Origin of the sequence: Mesonia algae, assembly GCF_003253545.1 — a bacterium.
In the GTDB taxonomy this organism is placed as follows: domain Bacteria; phylum Bacteroidota; class Bacteroidia; order Flavobacteriales; family Flavobacteriaceae; genus Mesonia; species Mesonia algae.
Window position 1 is genome coordinate 1 of the sequence record NZ_QKYV01000006.1, and the last position, 17,919, is coordinate 17,919.

The 17,919-nt window shown below is 32.9% G+C and carries 11 protein-coding genes and 2 pseudogenes; 10 read left to right on the forward strand and 3 right to left on the reverse strand.

Features of this window, described 5'->3' with window-relative positions:
• A pseudogene (locus LX95_RS14890) lies at positions 1 to 117 on the reverse strand (IS110 family transposase); the annotation flags it as partial.
• Between the two features lie 429 nt (positions 118 to 546).
• Between LX95_RS14890 and LX95_RS10700 the strand changes: the two are divergent.
• The 8 genes and pseudogenes from LX95_RS10700 to LX95_RS10735 all read left to right on the forward strand — a co-directional run.
• Complete coding sequence (locus tag LX95_RS10700; RefSeq protein WP_146240778.1) at positions 547 to 1,068, forward strand: energy transducer TonB; 522 nt, start codon at positions 547 to 549, stop codon at positions 1,066 to 1,068.
• 214 nt (positions 1,069 to 1,282) lie between these two features.
• Entirely contained in the window at positions 1,283 to 2,668 is a 1,386-nt protein-coding gene (locus LX95_RS10705) for a hypothetical protein (protein WP_111541458.1), read from the forward strand.
• Between the two features lie 762 nt (positions 2,669 to 3,430).
• The gene (locus LX95_RS10710; protein WP_111541459.1) at positions 3,431 to 3,883 is read left to right on the forward strand and encodes a hypothetical protein; all 453 of its coding nucleotides are present in this window, start codon (positions 3,431 to 3,433) and stop codon (positions 3,881 to 3,883) included.
• A gap of 224 nt (positions 3,884 to 4,107) precedes the next feature.
• The gene (locus LX95_RS10715; protein ID WP_111541460.1) at positions 4,108 to 4,545 is read left to right on the forward strand and encodes a hypothetical protein; all 438 of its coding nucleotides are present in this window, start codon (positions 4,108 to 4,110) and stop codon (positions 4,543 to 4,545) included.
• A 676-nt stretch (positions 4,546 to 5,221) separates the two neighbouring features.
• Positions 5,222 to 6,484, forward strand: coding sequence for a group II intron reverse transcriptase/maturase (gene ltrA, locus LX95_RS10720; protein ID WP_111541461.1), 1,263 nt, complete (start codon positions 5,222 to 5,224; stop codon positions 6,482 to 6,484).
• 146 nt (positions 6,485 to 6,630) lie between these two features.
• On the forward strand, positions 6,631 to 8,751 hold the full coding sequence (locus LX95_RS10725; protein ID WP_111541462.1) for a hypothetical protein: 2,121 nt from the start codon (positions 6,631 to 6,633) through the stop codon (positions 8,749 to 8,751).
• 141 nt (positions 8,752 to 8,892) lie between these two features.
• Positions 8,893 to 9,414 carry a hypothetical protein gene (locus LX95_RS10730; RefSeq protein WP_111541463.1) on the forward strand — a complete coding sequence of 174 codons (522 nt, stop codon included), beginning with the start codon at positions 8,893 to 8,895 and terminating at the stop codon, positions 9,412 to 9,414.
• 423 nt (positions 9,415 to 9,837) lie between these two features.
• Positions 9,838 to 10,047 (forward strand): annotated as a pseudogene (locus tag LX95_RS10735) (DUF4269 domain-containing protein); the annotation flags it as partial.
• A gap of 200 nt (positions 10,048 to 10,247) precedes the next feature.
• Here LX95_RS10735 and LX95_RS14645 read toward each other — a convergent pair.
• Together LX95_RS14645 and LX95_RS10740 are read right to left on the reverse strand one after the other, a co-directional pair.
• Positions 10,248 to 10,412, reverse strand: coding sequence for a hypothetical protein (locus tag LX95_RS14645; RefSeq protein WP_170116609.1), 165 nt, complete (start codon positions 10,410 to 10,412; stop codon positions 10,248 to 10,250).
• Positions 10,403 to 11,725 carry a hypothetical protein gene (locus LX95_RS10740; RefSeq protein ID WP_111541465.1) on the reverse strand — a complete coding sequence of 441 codons (1,323 nt, stop codon included), beginning with the start codon at positions 11,723 to 11,725 and terminating at the stop codon, positions 10,403 to 10,405. Before LX95_RS10740 ends, LX95_RS14645 begins: the two co-directional genes overlap by 10 nt.
• Positions 11,726 to 12,605: 880 nt before the next feature.
• On the opposite strand from LX95_RS10740, the gene LX95_RS10745 reads away from it, so the two are divergent.
• Together LX95_RS10745 and LX95_RS10750 are read left to right on the forward strand one after the other, a co-directional pair.
• Entirely contained in the window at positions 12,606 to 14,447 is a 1,842-nt protein-coding gene (locus LX95_RS10745; protein ID WP_111541466.1) for a tetratricopeptide repeat protein, read from the forward strand.
• 412 nt (positions 14,448 to 14,859) lie between these two features.
• Complete coding sequence (locus tag LX95_RS10750; protein ID WP_111541467.1) at positions 14,860 to 17,919, forward strand: T9SS type A sorting domain-containing protein; 3,060 nt, start codon at positions 14,860 to 14,862, stop codon at positions 17,917 to 17,919.

Sequence of the window (17,919 nt, forward strand, 5' to 3'; positions counted from 1 at the left end):
AAACTTTCTAAAGCCAGAAATGCTGTTTTTAAATTGGTAATAATTCCCTTCAGAATCCGTAACATCAAAAACTAAATGGCTAATGTCTATTCCAAAATATTTAATATCTTTATTCATAAGAAAATGTTTTTTGAAAGGACAACCTACGCGAGTTTCAACGACTTAAAATCGAGGTCTAAAAGCCTCATAGAACTGTACGAAATCTGTGTAGAAAAGAGAGGGGATTTTCAATGTTGACGAAGTCTTAAGCTTCTGCGTATATAATAACCTTAATCCTCTCTTTGTTCTTTCTTTTTTATAGATCTTAATTTAATGTTTTTATTGAAATGCTAACTTAAGCCGTATATAAAAAATAGCTACGTCTTTTCTAAATCGTAAATTTTGGTATATTTGGTAAGTCACCAAATCTTTTGATTTGGCTTTTCAAAAGTAAAGTTAAAAACAAAATGCAAAAGTTTTGACTTGTTCTAAACTGAAAAAATTGTGCTTGTTTTACGCTACTTTTCATATACAAATACGTTGCCACACATTTAAAAAAAACTCGATTTGAGAATTATAATAGGAACATTATTGACCATTTTGCTTTTAATTTCTTGTCAAAGTAAAGATAAAAGTGAACCCAAACTGGAACTGAAATCGGAATCGAAAAGCTCAATCACTCAATCGGAATTTAAAAAAATAGAAACAAATAACTCTCTCGAATTAGAATACCAAATTCTTGACGAAAATGATGAAATATTAGAATTTAACCGATTACACAAAATGGCGGAATATCCAGGTGGATTTGACTCTCTCGCAACATTTATTCAACGGAATTTTAAATTTCCAGAAACCACTAAAAATATTACAATAAAAGGAACAGTTAGAACAACATTTAGCGTAGATACTTTGGGTAAAGTTGCAGAAGTAAAAGTAATTGATGGACTGATGAAAGAAATCGACCAATCTTGTATAAAAGTTATTTCTAAACTGCCCGATTGGAAACCTGCCGAATTAAGTGAAAATAAAAAAGTTAAAATGGTATTTGGACTTCCATTAAAATTCGTTGCGGAAAAAGATACGGAATAAAAACGTGTGGCAACAACGTATATAGCTCATAGCTAATCAGTTGCTTAATCGAAGTTAGTGCATATTTGGAAGTCGCCAAATTTTTAAATTTGACGATTTTCCAATTAAAAAGATAAATAGTAAAATTTAAAAATCTGGCTTGTGCTTAATCCGAAAATAATCGCTAATTTACACGCTACGAGCCATATACAAGACCGTTGGCAACAATATTGAAATGACCGAGAAAGAAATTCAAAATCATATATGGGAAAATAGGGAAGATTGGACTAAGCTTCTTTCTAAAATTGAATTCCCAAAAAAAATTGAGATTGAAAACCCTTCTCATCTCACACCTTCTCAAGCTATTTTCAATATGATAGTTACTCAATATGAGAAGCATTATAATTCATTATATGAATTGGAATTAATTGGTTGTGAAGTGCCCCTTAAAAAGGATTCAGATTCCACTATTAGGGCAGATTTCCTTGGAGTACTTGGTGGAAGAAATGGTTTGACTGTAGTAGAACTAAAAAAAAGCAAACAAACCGAGAGACAAGCATATACTGAATTACTTGCTTATGGAAGCCATCTAAAAACATTATTCTCACCTATGAGTAAAATGGACATTGCTTATGTTCTAATTTCACCAATGGAAGAAAGAATTGTTAGAGAAGCTACTATAAACTCGATTTTATACGACAAAACAAATGTTATCGCAATGATTCCAAAATGGGAAAACGATGATATTAATACTCTTGTCTTAGAACCTTGGATTCCAACATTTAAAGAAATTGACAGTTTAACAACATCGTGCTTCTCAGGGAGCAATTTTGATGTTTTTAAAGTTACTTGGGATGCACTAGAAGGAGATTGGAGTCCAGCAGAAGATGGTGAAGACCCAGACCAAGATATGATTGATAAAATGAACTCTGTTTCTGCCTATGCAGCTCAAATAATGGAAGCTAAAGGAATTCACGGCTTTGTTTACACAATGCAAAATTGGTCAGAAACAAAAGGTATGGGTCATTTAATTAATGCTATTGTTATTGGAGGTATTAATCCATACAAAGCAACCAAGAATAGAGTTTTAACAACTAAATATGACCTTAAACAAAACGAAGCTGACGAGGTCTTAATTGATTACTTTGATATATACGAGATTATTCCTGAATTGAAACGTGAAGATAAAGCTGAAGGTGATTACAAACCGAATCATTTAAGTGACTTATCAATGACTTGGAACAATGAGATTTCAGGAATTTGTTTTGACATTGTGAAAACACTCACAAAAAGTCTTGACAAGGAGTGGATTGAAACAAGCTATGGTGGATTTGATTGGGAGCGATATCAAAGAAATACTATGGAGGACTCATATTGCCATAATTTTGAAATGAGAGTAACAGGTTTAATTCGGGAATTATTTTTTGAGTACTCTAAAATGGATTATGACTTCATTAGAAAAAATGGAGAAGAAGACCATATGCAGTATTGGCACGGAGATATTCCAAATTATTTAGTTGACATATCGACACATCAATATTATCTAAGGAATTTTATTCTAAGATTATTCAATCCATATTTTGAATTTATGGATAACATTGAAGGTGATGAAGAGGAATAAAATACTGTTGCCAACACCGTGTATAATTCATTGCTAGTTATAGCCTACTTACGAAAGTCCTCGCGGACTTTCTATCTGTGATTTATTTGCTAACTTTACTGCTTAAACACGCAACGAAATCATACACAAACACGTTAACTACTATAAAACTTCAAAACAAAAATTCTAACTTTACGAGATTAACCTGGTTTTCAATTTTCTTCCTCTACTCTATTATTTAAAAAGTAAAACAAAAGAGATTTAAACAAAACGAGATTGCTCCTGCTTCATTTTTTTAAAAAAAAGTTAGTAGGTTACTTTAATTAATAAAATTGAGATAAACGAGTTTAATTATGAGTTCTATGAATAAACAATCTGTACGGTTTAAAATTAATAAGTTTCAAGATAAACGAGATTAAAAACAATTCTAAGATTAACCAATCTGGTCGGTTAAATAAATTAAAATCTTGCGGGTTGGATTCTAAGTTAAATTCGTGTAAAATGTGAATTTTAAATTCCAAAATTGAGATTCAGATAATTTTAAAAAAAACATCAGGATCTGATAATTGAAAAATTTCATTTCAAAAGTTTGATTAGAAATGATTGTCAAATTGTAATACATATTAATATTCTTTAATAATTACAGTAGTTAACAACGTATAACAGCAATTGCTACGGATTTATCCTGCGGACAAATCCTTGCGTGCTCGATATTTCAGTATTTTACTTATCTTAGCTCTAAACCACGCAACTGACGGTTATACAAACTCGTTAGCAAATATTATGAAAAAAACTGTACTCATATTTTTTTTAATAGCTTTTAGCTCGAAATCATTTGCCTGTATCTGCACAAAATTTTGGAATGAATGGAATAAACAACAAACTTTAGAAGTAATTAATTATTCTGACCTGATTTTCATAGGCGAATTAAAAACAATTGCAGACGATTGCTATGAATTTGAAATTACGGATGTATTTAATGGCAATGTGAAAAAAGGCGAAATTGTAACTGGTTATTACGTGACATCTTGCTCTGATATGCCTTATGTAAAAGGAAAATATTTAATTTATGGAAATTATATTAGAAGCGATGGAAAAAACATATTAAATTATAGTCAATGTAGTCCATCCAAAAAGATTAGTGATATTAAAACAAAATTAGAATCTGAATACTTAAAAAAAGAAGTTGAATTACTAAATGAATGCTTTGATAAAAAAGTAACAACGGAAAAATAACATTTGCTAACAATGTATATAAAAAATAGCGCGAGTAGTTTCAAATACAGAGGTTTGGGCACTTTTTCGAGGTCGCCAAATTTTTAAATTTGGCTATTTGAGAAAAGAAAATTAAATAGAAAAATTTAAAAATTCGGCTCGAGTTTAACCGAATGGATAGCGCACTTTTTCAGCGCTACTTTTCATATACTCGACCGTTGTAACACATTTGAAAAAAAATCGCGATGGAATTTAAAATTTCGGAAAATATTAAAAGAATTGAGTTACACGATTCATCTATTGACTTTCTGGAAATTAATTCTGACAAAATCATTCTGACCTTTGATTGGGCAAAATTGGAAAATTATAAAGAAAAAAATCTTGACGGAATAATTTTAGGGAAATGTAGATTGGAATTGTGCGGAATAATTGAAACAACATTTGAAATTACAACTGACGAAGAAACCAAAACAATTGGATTTCCAGATGATTTCCAATCAAGACTTGACATTATTGGCGAGAACGATAGCGAAAATGACAATCATTTACGAATTGGCTCGATTATTAATTATGACGGAAAATTAGCGTGGGCAAATTGGAATTTAAGTTTTAATAAATTTGATTTTTATTGGAATAACCACGTAACTTTTGAGGAATGGAAAAATGGAGCAGTCGCCGAATAAAAAACGTGTTACAACACCGTATAAAAATAATTGCGGTTTAATGCTTAATCAAAGGTCGTTGCGTGTTTGTAACGTCTGATTTTCCTTCGGAAAATCCTCGCATACAAACCCGCAACTATTCTTAGTGTGCCAAGAATCAACCATGGCAATAAAAAGGGTTGAATGCTGTAAATAAGATGATGGTAGGTCCATCAGAGTCGTTGTATAGGCGATGGCTCTAAACCACCTAAAGGTGCTTTGATTAATAGTCTTGGTGCTGAGCGTTTAGGAGAATCTAACCCTTGAGGTTAGCAGGTAAGAATAAAGGAGTTGAACGCAAGTGAACCATTGAAGAGGTGTCGAGAAGTTGCTACCTCCAGTCAAAAGCTGCGAAGTATGGTACGGAGTGAAAAGTAATGTTAGCGATAACATTAATTACAGAGAGTGCCTATTTATTTTCTGTAAGGCTGGCGTCATTCAGATGGCAAGAACTTTATTTAGGCTTATTTACGGAACTTGGGAAGCTGCATACAAATGTTAAGGAAAATGCGCAATAGGCACAACCTAGAGGCAAAATACCGATGCTGTATGTAGTGGCAGATTAACCCGTAGTAGTGATGAAATTTCTGTAATGGAAATGGAGCAAAGGGGTTAAGTTGTACTGTTGCATTTTATTGATCAACTTACAAAAGTGAGGATGAATTTATGGAATGAAACAAAATCAATACCGATAAGTCGTCAAATGGTTTGGGAGGCTTATCAAAGAGTGCGTTCCAACCAAGGAAGTGCGGGAATAGATGCTATTAGTATGCAGGAATTTGATGCAAACCGAAGCAAACACCTGTACAAACTTTGGAATCGGATGGCATCAGGAAGTTATTTTCCTCCTCCAGTCAAAGAAGTTGAGATACCAAAGAAAGGCGGTTCAATCCGTAAACTTGGAATACCTACTATTAGCGACAGAGTTGGGCAAATGGTGGTTAAAATGTTTGTAGAACCTAGATTAGAGGCGATTTTCAGTCCAAATTCTTACGGTTATCGCCCAAAGAGAAATGCCCATCAGGCATTATCAAAAGTTAGGGAAAACTGTTGGAAACACAACTGGGTCATTGACCTGGACATCAAAGGTTTCTTTGATAACATTGACCACAATAAACTGATGCTTGCGGTAGAGAAACACGTACCCGAAAACTGGGTCAAGTTCTATATCAAAAGATGGTTGGAAGCATCCGTTGTTACAAAGTCTGGAGAACTAATCGAAAAGCAAGGGAAAGGAACGCCGCAAGGCGGAGTAATCAGCCCATTATTGGCAAACCTTTTTCTACATTATGCTTTTGATAAATGGTTGGAGCGAACAGATAAAAGTGTAGCTTTTTCAAGATATGCCGATGATGTAATATTACACTGTAACACAAAAACCCACGCAGAGCAACTATTAAAATTAGTGCATCAAAGAATGGATTCGGTAGGATTAGAATTACATCCACAAAAGACAAAAATTGTCTATTGCCGAGACTACAAAAGAAAAGAAAAACACCCAACAGTTAAATTTGACTTTTTGGGATACTCTTTTCAGCCTAGAACTGCCTACTCTAAGAAAAAGGGTAACCTGTTTTTGGGATATGACTGCGCTATAAGTATTGATTCAAGAAAACAAATCGCAGACAAACTCGAAGAACTCAACGTAGATAAACTTACTTTTAAAAACATTGTAGGTGTCGCTCAATATCTCAATCCAATGATTAGGGGATGGGTGCATTACTATGGTAAATTTAAGATGTATGAACTTACAAAAGTCTTTCGGTTACTTAGTAAGCGATTGGTTTGGTGGGCAAGAAAAAGGTATAAGCGATATAAAACCAGTATTAGGAAAGGGTACAAATGGCTAGCAACGGTAAGGGAGCAATTTCCAACTTTGTTTTACCATTGGAACTTCTCTCAAATAAATAGTATTGCTTAGATTTGTACAACAAGAGCCGTGTGAGGGGAGACTTTCAAGCACGGTTCTGTGAGAGGCTTAGGGTGAAATTCCCTTTGCCTACTCGATGCCGAAGCCGTTGGCAATAATTATTAACGAAGAATAGAAGTTCGAATTAAAATATAAGAATGACTAATATAAAAGAATTTTCAAAATTTGCTGAATCCTTAAAACTGAATCAAAAAGCTGAATTAATAAATGAAAAAGGGGAAAATCTGATTAACGACATTTATACAGACTTATTCCCTAGTAATGCCGTAAAAGACAAGGTAAATCTTAGCAATACTACAATTTTAATAGGACGAAAAGGAACTGGGAAATCGACAATATTCCAAAAATCAATGCTTGAGCAAATTGATAAGTCTACAGTACTGCCTTTGTACCTAGACGTTAAAACAATTTATGATAGAGCTACTCCAGTTTTACAATATGAAGATGAAATCTATATTTCAAAGGATGAATTGACGAAATATCTTCTTTACAAAAACTTCATAAAAGAAGTAATTATAGAAATCAAAAAAAGAATCGAAAAACATTTAAAATTCAATTTAATTGAAAAAGCATTCGGTTTAGATTTTGAAAAAATTCAATCGATACAAATAGAACTTAATAATATTGAAAGCGAACTAGATAAAGTATTTAAAAAAATTGATGTCGGTTTATTTACGAATATTGGTGAAGAATTAGAGTTTACAAACACTAAAGAAAAGAATGTTGGAATCGAAGTTAGTAAACTACCTAAGTTAAATGGAGGAGTAAAATCAGGAAAAGAGCAGAAAGTAAAAAATGAATTCAATACAGTTTTTTTGAACTTTCTAGACATTAAAAGTTTATTAATAGATAACTTCCTAAGAATAAAAGATATTATTGGATTACAACACCTTTACCTTTATCTCGATGACTTTTCAGAAATCGACCTAGAAGCGCAAAAGATTTTTGTAGAGTGGTTTATAGCTCCTTTAAATAATTTATCGGAAAATTTTATAAAATTTAAAATTGCTTCATATAGAGGAAGACTTTTCCTTGGGAAGATTGATGTTTCGAAAATTGATTTTATCCATTTAGACTTTTTTGAAGCATATAATATATATAAATCAGTATCGAAAATGGAAGAATTAGCTTTGGACTATAACGAAAGGCTTATAAAAAATAGAGCTAAGTTATTTTTCAAAGATTCAGATTTTTATGATTATTTCGATATTAAAAAGAATGAATTACACGAATTACTTTTCGAAGTTTCTATGAATATTCCTAGAAAATTAGGCTATATTTTATCATACTGTTACGAATCAAATTTAATTCACGATAACAAGATTACCAAGGCTGCTTTAGGAAATGCTGCTCAAAGATATTATGAAGAAATAACTGAAAGCTATTTTGAATCTAATCCATATATAACAAGACCATTTTCAGATAAAATTAATATAGCTAATCAAACCAATTTACTTGACAAAATTGTGAATAAGCAAAAGTTCAATAAGCAGACTATTGCTAAGTCAAGAGCAAAAATTTTTAACGTTCCTGATCAGCCGACAAGCCATTTCGTTGTCAATGATGAGTTTTCAAATTTGCTAAATAATTTAGAGTTAAATGGATACTTAAGTACATACAATAAAATAAAAGACAAAAGCAATATTTCTTCGACATTATTTGCGCTTGATTATGGTCTTTGCAGAAAACATAATTTAAACTATGGGAGACCTAAGGATTCAGAGCATCGAAAATACTATAGTGACTCAAGATTCAGTTTAAATCACGTAATAAGGGAGCATTTTAATTCTACTCAAGTTTTGAAATGTTCATCAGGTCACGAATTTAATTTTGAACTTAAAAAACAATTCGAGATGTACGATATGAACTGTCCGACCTGTATGAAAGATGGTTCTATAAATAAGTGTGAAATAACAGTTTCCAATATTGAATTAATTGAAAGAATTAAAAATATTGAAAGAACCTCTCTTTTACAAGTTGATTACGACGAATTTAGAATTTTACTTGCTTTAAAACAATTCTCGCCAGTTTCTATGCCTACGAAAAAATTAGGAGAGCTAACTGATTACTCTTATCAATTTATTGCTAAAAGAATACCTAAATTGATGGAATTAGGCTTCATTGAAATTGATGAAGAGAAGTCTTTAGTAGTCAAAAAGGAACATTATTTAATCACTGCAAAAGCGAAGGAAAGAGTAATTGATCCTATTACAACGATAATAAGGGAAAAGGAACGAGAAGCGAATAAGGACAAATAACTATTGCCAACAACGTATAACAACAATTGCGGTTTAGTGTCCTGCGGACACAACCGCGCAAGCATAAAAGTCGGTAATTTTAGCTATCTTAGTTTTTAACCAATCCGCAACTGATTGTTATACAATACCGTTGTGCAACATATGAAAAAAACAGTATTCTTAATATTAACGCTTCTTATTTCAAATTCACTTTTGGCGCAAAATCGTGATGCCGAATATGCCGAATATGATGAATATGTAAGTGAACTTGCGAATATTAAAATTAATGAACTACTTAATTATCCAATTTCAAACTTAACGGAGAATGAAACTTTGAATGAGTTAAAGAAAAAAACTAACTCTGAATTGAATACTCTTGCATTAATAATATTGAATTATAAGTATGCGGAAACACTCGACTTTGAAATTGAAGAACAAACAAGGCTGTTAATGCGAATGGTTGAAATGGCTGATAAGTTTTATGAAAATAATAAATTAATATTTTTAGAACATTCTGTTGGTTATCGTCCAACTTTCAGTGATGAAGAAGAAATATATAACAACAAAAAAGTACGGATTTTACTTATGGGTAGTGGAACTTGTATTATTGATGAAATTGACTATAATGCAAAGCGTATGTACAGGACATTTAATGAACGAATGAAAAAAAATATAGCGAAATAACACGTTGTATAACAAAGAACTGAGGTAAAAACCAACGCTGCCTCTACATTAAATTTGAGACCTACATTACCTGTGTCAAAATCTTTGCAAACAGATTTTAACTGTACACCTATACCTCCTTCTTGATCTACCCTTTTGCTAGAACTAATACATAGTTTTCATCGTCTCAGATTTAGCTATGGCGAAGGCTTGTTTAAAAGCTTGTTAGCTACCGCTATCAAGGCCAGTTTCTTACTGGTGTCTTCCTCTCTTTCGTGCCTCAATCGTCGGAGACAAGTGCTGTTTTCGTTCATAAATTTCCTTGCAAACTTTGTTAAATTTGGCTAAACAACCTTGTTTATAAAGGTATTAATACCCTATATCTGAATACCAAAAAAAGGACTCAAAAAAAACTAGTATGGGTTATAGACAGTTTGTTACGAATTCAAAACAGAGCATTTTGTAGTGGAGATCTTCAGGCAAAATATTTCAACCGAAAAGCAAAATGCTGATCGTCATATGCTGATTGAAAAAGAGATTTTAAACGAAAGAGGTATCGAGTTTCGAAATAAAATCATGGAACTTAAGCATAACGGCATAAAAACCGAACCCGCATTTGATCAACTAATAGGATTAACAGGAAATCCTTATTAAGCACTATTAAAACTTGAAAAATAGGGAAGAAGGTGGTTGATAACTGCTAGTGTGTAGGGAGTTTAGTTTTGAGGATTCATTTTTTAAAAACATAACAACTCATAAGACTCAACCTCTAGAATAATAAGCTGCCGTTGTGATAAATGCCTGATGCATTTCTAAGAAACAGGCAAAGAAGACTTGAATCCTGTTTATCAGATTTATTTAAGATTGATAGGCAATCCTATTCCTAAACCAAAGCGGAGATCATTATCTTTACCATTAGGACTAAGGCTTAAATCAGCGCGATCTAAAAATGTCTGAATGGTAACCAAAGGTTTATCTTTTTCTTTATTTTTTAAGTTAAACAAAATCCCTAGACGCATACTTTATCTTCTACATCTTTTAGTCTACTGAAATTGATGTACTCATAACTTATGATGCCAAATAGACCTACCGGAATATTGAACGGATAGAAATAGGTTTCTAATTTAACGCTATTAGACGTCCCATACTCATAACTAGCGTCTCCTATAAAGGCAACGTCATCTTTTGTAAAAACAATAGGGTTTCCGTTAACGTCGGTTCCCAAGGATTGGGCGAAATTTAAAGTACTGTTTGAAAAACTAGAGATGTTTGAAGCCCTGCCTGCTGAAGTAGATGCTTTTATAAAAAAGCGATGCGGAAAGAATTTAAATCCATATTTCTTTTTACGTTCGTAATTGTAATTGAGGGAGAAGGTGATCCCGTATAAGTCTCCTTTGGTATCAGAGAACATGTTAGAGAAAGATTGACTGGGATCAAGGCTAAAGCTCCTAAAGCTTTCTCTTTTATAGAAAGGGGTTACCCCAAAAAATGTATTGTGTTTGGAATTCCACTGAGATTCAGCTGCTTTTAACTCCAAATCTATAAGTTCTTCTTCAAGTTTATTTAGGATGTAGGTTTCATTTGCTTTATAGGCTGACAGTAACTTACTGATGTTATATTGAGCTGTGGTTATTGTGTGGGTTTTTGATTCTTCTTCCAAGGAGAAAGTTTCAGTTTTTGTAAGTTTTAGCTCTTTAGTATCAACTTCACGTGAGGGTAATGAATCAAAGCCTTTAGCTTCCTGATCGTTAATGTAGAGGGCTGTTATTGCTTTTAGTTTCTCATATATTTGAATGTATGAGGTGTCAATGTCTTTTTCCAGTCCACTAAAATTGGTACTTGTTATTTTAGGGTCTGTAAGTAATTCGTAATACTTGTCATGTTTGTTTTTAGCTTCAAGAATAGCTTCAAGGATTGCCAGTCGATTGGTGGTGTTCTTTAAATAATCAGGTTTAGTATAACCAGATAAGAACAACAAAGAACGGTAGTAATTGAAAGATATTTTCGCTTGTTGCCCGCCTTCTTCCTCATCAAAAAAATAGACCCCATTTGTACTTGTCAGATCTGCTTCCATAGTCAATACTCCTGAAGCTCCATTGTATAAGAGTCCGTTAATTTTGAGATTGCTGCCTTTGTCGTTAAGGGTAGCACTAATTCCTTGTTGCGGACTGTTTTCACTCAATAGCAAATAACTAAAATTTTGAGAGATCATTTTGTTATAAGCCGCAGCACTAACCAGCTGTTCGGGTTCTTCAAGGATAAGCTGACGCTGTGCTTGTATCTTAAAAAAGCTTAAACTTAAAACGCTGAGAACTAAAGCAAATTTTTTCATAACTCCAGTGTTTTGATTATTAGTAGATTATCTATAATAAAGTAAGCACTTTTTACCTTCTTAAACCATCCCCAATAGTGGGTATTTATTCCTTTTGAAAAGAGCGTGGATACCAGCAATCATTCTATTTAAAAAATTGCAATTGAATTAAACGGTCATAAGCGCTTTTATAATATGGAAAGAGTATTCAAGAGTGTAAATATGCATTTAAAGAAACTAATAAAGCCTTCTCGATTTTTGTCTTTTATGTAATTAAAACAAATCGACTTTTGGAAACTCACAAATACTTAAGCAATAGTAGAGTGAATAAGTAAAAACTTATTTCCATGTATCTTATTCATTAATTGAAGAAAAGATCTTTCACTTCACTGCGTTTTGTTCTAGATGACAGTTTCTTTTTGTCATTTCGATGGACGAAGGACTGAGAAATCTGTTTAAATAGGAGTTAGAGTTTTTAATGAAAAGATATTTCGACTTCACTGCGCTACGCTCAATATGACAGATTATTTTATGTCTGTCATTTTAATAGACCGCCTGGTAAGGTGGTTGAGTTCTGTTGATTTGTGGCTGTGGTTTCCGTAGTATTTTTTTATACATTTTTAGTCAGTCTTGATTCCTGCCCGTACCGGTCGGGCGGGTTTGTTTTGTTTTGTATCAAGGCAAATCGATTATAGAGATTCACGAATACTTAAGCAATAGCAAAGTGAATGAGTAAAAGGAGAGGAAGCTTCGCGAATATTTGCCATACTTTAAATAATCCTAACATAGCGGAGACCTATGAGTTCTTTTATTTTTTTGATAGGAAAGAAGGAAGGGCTTTTGTTTTTAATTTTTCTTAAAATGGAATAAAAATGTATTTTTGCATTTTTTTTTCAAAGTTATGAAATCTTTACTCCCAGTACTTTTTTTTTTAGCTCAACAGTTACTTTTTTGTCAACATCTTAGCAAAAGTGAAGCAGACCATGTATTTAATATTCAATTAAACACTTTTAAAAAAGTATTTGCTCATCCTCGTCAAGCTAAAATAACGGTAGATAGTCTCATCAAAAACACTAACCTTTCTTGGCCAGATAGCTTAAAGGCTAATAATTATAATATTAAAGGAAGCTACTTTACTACCGTTGGAAAACAAGACTCGGCCGTATATTATTTTGAAAAAAACATAAGTTTATTAGATACTACTAAGCTCATTTATCCCCGAATGATTAATAATCTAGGGGTAGTTTTAAAGAAGAAGGGAGATTATAAAAGAGCATTTTATTGGATCGACACGGGAATTGGAATAGCTAGGCGTCAAAATAATCAGAAGGCACTTCAGTTACTCTATGGTTTAAAATCGACATGTTATGCACGGCTTCAAAATTATCCTTTAGCCATAGAATATCAAAAGATGGCTATAGAAATTATTGAAAAAAATAATTTGACCAATGATGCCATTTATATAGAATACCATAACCTAGCAAATTTGTACATGAACGTAGAGAATTACAAAATAGCTATTGAAATGTATGAAGACTTATTGCCGAAAATTAAAACGGTTGGTTTAATGGATACCTATTATTTAACCGCCCTTAATTTAAGCAACTCTTATATAGGTGCTCAACAATTAAGTCGAGCAGATAGTTTAATTGGAGTAACGAGACCTAAAATCCAAGAATACGGAGACCCTAATATCATTAGTTATTCCAAAGAGCTGAAAGCCTTGGTGTTAGAAAAAAATGAAAATTTTGAAGAGGCTGTTATTATCTATCAAAGAGTTTTCGAAAAAGCTTTAAAAATTAATAATGAGCGCTTGTATACCATTGCCTATAATTATCTTGGCCTTCTAGAAAATTTAGGGCAACATGAAAAAGCAGAACAATTGGTGTTGAAAATGTTGGCCTATGAAAATACAAAAGAAGATTCTCAGTTTGGGATTCTTGCACAGCTTGAATTTTATAAAAAAGCGAAGGAGTATTTAAAAGAAAATGATAAAAAATCCTATGATGAGTTATTGCTAAGAACCATCGAACTGCAAGATTCCTTGCAACGTATGAATGATGGTTTAGTGGAAAAACAACTAGAATTAGAATATGAGAATAAAGCTCACAAAAATAAAAATATGCAATTAGAGCAACAACTCATGAGTACCAATGTAAAATTTTGGTTGACTTTTGGAGGTTTAAGTTCGTTAATTGTACTGAGTTTTTTAGGCTATAAAAGAAGCAGGAGAAACCATCAACTAAAAGTAGAAAAAATTAAAACTTTTAAGCAGGAGCAACACTTGCTCGCAGAAAAGCTCCAGCAAGAAAAAGAAATAAATCAGTTGAAAATAAAAAAAATTGAAAAGCAGAAGGCAGAAATGTTAGCCTTAACTGCTGAACAATCTAAAATTCAACAAAAGTATAGTACAATATTAGATAAATTAGACGGTACAACCCAACAAAAAATACTACAAGAACTTAAAGAAATCACCCGAGGAGATGAATATTGGGATGTGATTAAAGAAAAGTTTTTAAGTATTAACCCCCATTTTATAAATCAACTTAAAAGTCGTGTACCTCGTATTACAAGTACTCAAATCGATTTTTGTGCTTTGATTAAAATGCGCTTGTCAAATAAAGAAATAGCAAAAGTGTTAGGTGTAACCCATGAAAGTGTGATTTCTAGAAAATATCGACTTAAAAAGAAATTTAACTTAGAAAAAGAAACGGACTTTACTCGTTTTATAGAGGATTTATAGTGGCTATAAATCACTTCTTGTTTTTCAATCTTGCGTTTTTTTTGATAAGTACAACTTGTTTATTACTTATAAAATTTTTCATTTTACTTCATTTTAACTCAATTTATCAACAAGTAAAATTTTTTTCGATACTTGGGGGTAAGACTATTATTTACCATTATAGCGGTTAAAAAAAATGATATAATAACGCTTTTTTAATCTATTGATTTTTTTCTTTTTTTTAGAATCTAATAAAGACTTCTTTTCTATACTGTATCGTATCACTCTATTTTATCATCATATAATATAAAAGTAATAGGCTTCTAACTTGTTCATTTTTAAGGGTTACCTGTAGATGTCTATAGTTTGTCTATGCTCGATTTTTGCTAAACATGACGAGGTTAAATAGGTTTGCTAAAAACTAATTAATCTTATGAAAGCACATTTTACCTATTTAACTATTTTATGTTGGTTGTGTATGAGTATTCCCTATTTTGCGGTAGCACAAACAGCTATTCAGCCTACAGGAAATGGAAGCACTAGCTCACCTTATTTAATTTCTAAACTTTCAGAACTTTATTGGATATCTCAGAATTCTTCTAGCTGGGATAAGCAATTTCAACAAACAGCAAATATTAACGCTTCTTCTAGTAGTAGTTGGGATGCTGGGCGCGGATGGACACCTATTGGTAATTCAGCAACAGGCTTTTCAGGAAGTTATGATGGAGGGTCGTTTAATATCTCTAATTTATCCTTTGATCGTCAGGATGTAGATTTTACAGGTTTCTTTGGGGTCTTAACAGGAAATGCGTTGGTGACAGATGTCCACCTTATAAATGCTGATTTTAAAATGAGCCATACAACGAATGGTGAAGAAGGAGACTATGTAGGAATTTTAGCGGGTATTACCGATATGAATACCACTATAAACAATTGTACTACTTCTGGTGATGTTGAAGGCTACCGACAAGTAGGAGGGTTGGTAGGACAATTAAGGGGAAGTACCCACGTTACAAATTGTAATACGACTGTAAATGTAACTTCAAAACTTCCAAGAGCAGAAGACGGTGGTAGTAAGTGGTCGAACGCAGGAGGTTTAGCAGGGTCTACGGGAAGCGTTGTAAATGTTATAGTTTCTAATTGCCATACCTATGGAACCGTTACAGGAGAAAATAGAAGTATAGGAGGTTTTATAGGCCATATCAATGAGGCTGGTTCATATACCAACTGTTATGCCAATGTAAATATAGATGCAACCAATAGCTACCAAGGAAGAGTAGGAGGTTTCGTAGGTCAAGTAGAAGGTACAGCAACACTCAAAAATTGTGTGGCCTTGGGTAATGTATCTGCAGCTGAAAATGCTTGGAATGCAGGGGTAGGAGCATTTGTGGGAAGAATGAGAGGCCAAGCTACTATTGAAAATGCGTATGCAAAAGGAAATGTAAGTCAGACAGGTTCCACGCAATTAGGAGGTTTTGCAGGAGATATTCTTTCAAGTAATCAAATTACTAACTCTTATACTACCGCTAATGTTACCAACGGAAATGCATTCATAGGAGAGAATGGAAATAATAGCTATACAAACGTTATCAATAGTTTTTGGAATACTGATACTGCAAATACTACAACTTCTCAGGGTGGTTCTGGCAAAACATCAGAAGAGCTAAAATTAGCGACTACGTATTTAGAAACTGACTGGGATTTTTTGCTTGCAGATGCAGCTTGGGCGATAAATACAAACGTGAATGATGGTTTTCCTTTCTTAAGGTTTGAAAACGAAACACCTTCTTATATCTGGTTAGCTGAAAATTTGAATAACGATTTTGAAAATCCAGCAAACTGGAGCGAAAATACGACACCTACTTCCTCGAATGTTATTATTCCATCTTTAGGTGCTTCTAACAGTTTAAAGCCTATTATATCTGAGGATATCATCATTACCAATTTAACTCTAGAAACTTCGACTTCAAGACTGGAGGTAGATGCACAAGCTTCTTTAAGCCTTACTCAAGATCTCGTTAATAACGGAATAATCACCTTTAAAAGTAATCAGTTAGGAGATAGCTATTTTGGTGAATTTTCAGGAAATATTACAGGAATAGGAAGTGTGGTATCGGAAAAATATTACCCGAACAAAAGAGCCTTTAGGATGGTGACAAGTTCCTTAAACACCACCTCTACTATTTATGATAATTGGCAAAATGAAGGTTTAAATACTTCAGGAATAGGTACCCACATTACAGGGTCTACTAGTGGAGCTAATGGTTTTGATGCAACCCTTACTGGAAATGCTTCTATGTTTTATTTTAATAATGGCTGGCAAGCTATCAGCAACACCAATATGAACACCCTTACGGCTGGAGAACCATACCGCTTAATGATTCGTGGGGATAGAAATGTAGATTTAACCAATAATACATCTTCGAGTAGTACTACCCTGATCACAGAAGGAAACTTGTTTTATGGTGCGACTACTTATAATCCAATTACGGCAACAACGGGAGGGAAGCATTTTAGCTTTATTGGAAATCCTTTCCAGTCGAAGATAGATATTTCAGCACTAACTCAGGCTAATAGTACAAATTATAGTACTAATTTCTACTATGCATGGGATCCTATGATTAATTCTAGAGGGGGATTTGTTACCATAGATTTAAGTGACGGAAGCAATGTTCAAAGCTCATCTATGAATCAAATTATAGAACCAGGACAGGCATTTTTCTTAGAAGCTTTATCTGCTACACCTAGTATTTCTATCCTAGAAAATGTAAAAACCATCACTACAGTTCCAAGAAATTCATCTAACAGCTCTATAGCTAATCATTTGAAATTGCAATTATTAAATAATCAAAGTGAAGTGATTGACGGGATTGGGATTCGGTTTTCTGAGGGGGCCAATAACAATATAGATCTATATGATGCTGCTAAAATGGGTAATTTAGATGAGAACTTGGCATTACTTTCTAACAATCAATTACTAAGTATAGAGGAAAGAACCCTGCCTGAACAGACGGAATTGATTCCGATTTTCACCAATAATTGGAGAGCCTCTACCTATAGTTTCTCTTTAACAACTGAAGGCTTGACAGATCAAGATATATTTATAGTGGATCATTATTTAAATACCGAGACTTTATTAAATCAGGATTATGTTTTTCAAATTAATTCTAATGATACCAACTCATCTTCAGACTATCGTTTTTCTTTGAAAATATCTTCAGCTAATTTGGATTCTGCTCGATTAGATAATAACTCACCTATGATTTATCCTAATCCTGTACAATCTCAAGTGATGGTCCAGTTACCCAATGATTCTTATACCAACTCAACATTAGAAGTTTGGAATGTATTGGGAAAAGTAGTAGTCAACACTACGATCGGTACACAGAATCTTTTCACTCTAGATGTAGAACATTTAGCAAGTGGTATTTACGTTTTAAAAATAAGCAACCCAGCAGGAGTAACTCATCAAACTAAATTAATAAAAGAATAA